Origin of the sequence: Sporosarcina sp. BP05 (genome assembly GCF_014282005.1) — a bacterium.
GTDB lineage: Bacteria > Bacillota > Bacilli > Bacillales_A > Planococcaceae > Sporosarcina.
Map to the genome: position 1 here is coordinate 1 of NZ_JACFTD010000087.1, position 517 is coordinate 517.

The 517-nt window shown below is 35.8% G+C and carries 1 protein-coding gene; it reads right to left on the reverse strand.

From position 1 onward, the window contains the following. Positions 1–199 (reverse strand): MerR family transcriptional regulator (locus tag H2672_RS19260; RefSeq protein WP_186674014.1); only part of this gene is annotated, 199 nt, incomplete at its 3' end. Between the last annotated feature and the right edge of the window lie 318 nt (positions 200–517).

A 517-nucleotide genomic window follows, 5' to 3' on the forward strand; every position in this document is an offset into this window, starting at 1 on the left:
CCCGTTTCCTTTGGTCTTTAATGACTTCATCTATAAATTCAATACGTTCAACTTGCTGCTTACTGTACGTACGTTGGCCATTGTTATCTGGATCTTTAAAAACGGGCTCAGTTCCGAGCCATCCTCGTTCTTCCCATTTATGCAGTTGAAATGATTTAATCTCCAATTCTCTTGTGACTTTACTGATTGGAACTTGCATTTCCCCACCCCCAAAATAGCATAAATTTAGCTTTATCTTACCCTTAATTTAACCCTAATTTATCCTTAACTTAGGCTAACTTATCCCTATAAGTCAATCTTTCTTATCCTTTTTGTATTTCTCTTACCAAATCTCACTTCGTTCGTGGAGTCTTGTGGTCTAACGAAACCAAAAGAGGTTTCATTAGATCCTCAGACTTACAATAAAAAATTGAAAGAATGGATATAACATTAGGCTTAATTAATGATTAGTGTTGATTTCCTTGTTCGACTAACTCAACAATTCTTCAATTTCCATCTGTCACGCTAGCGTTCCTAA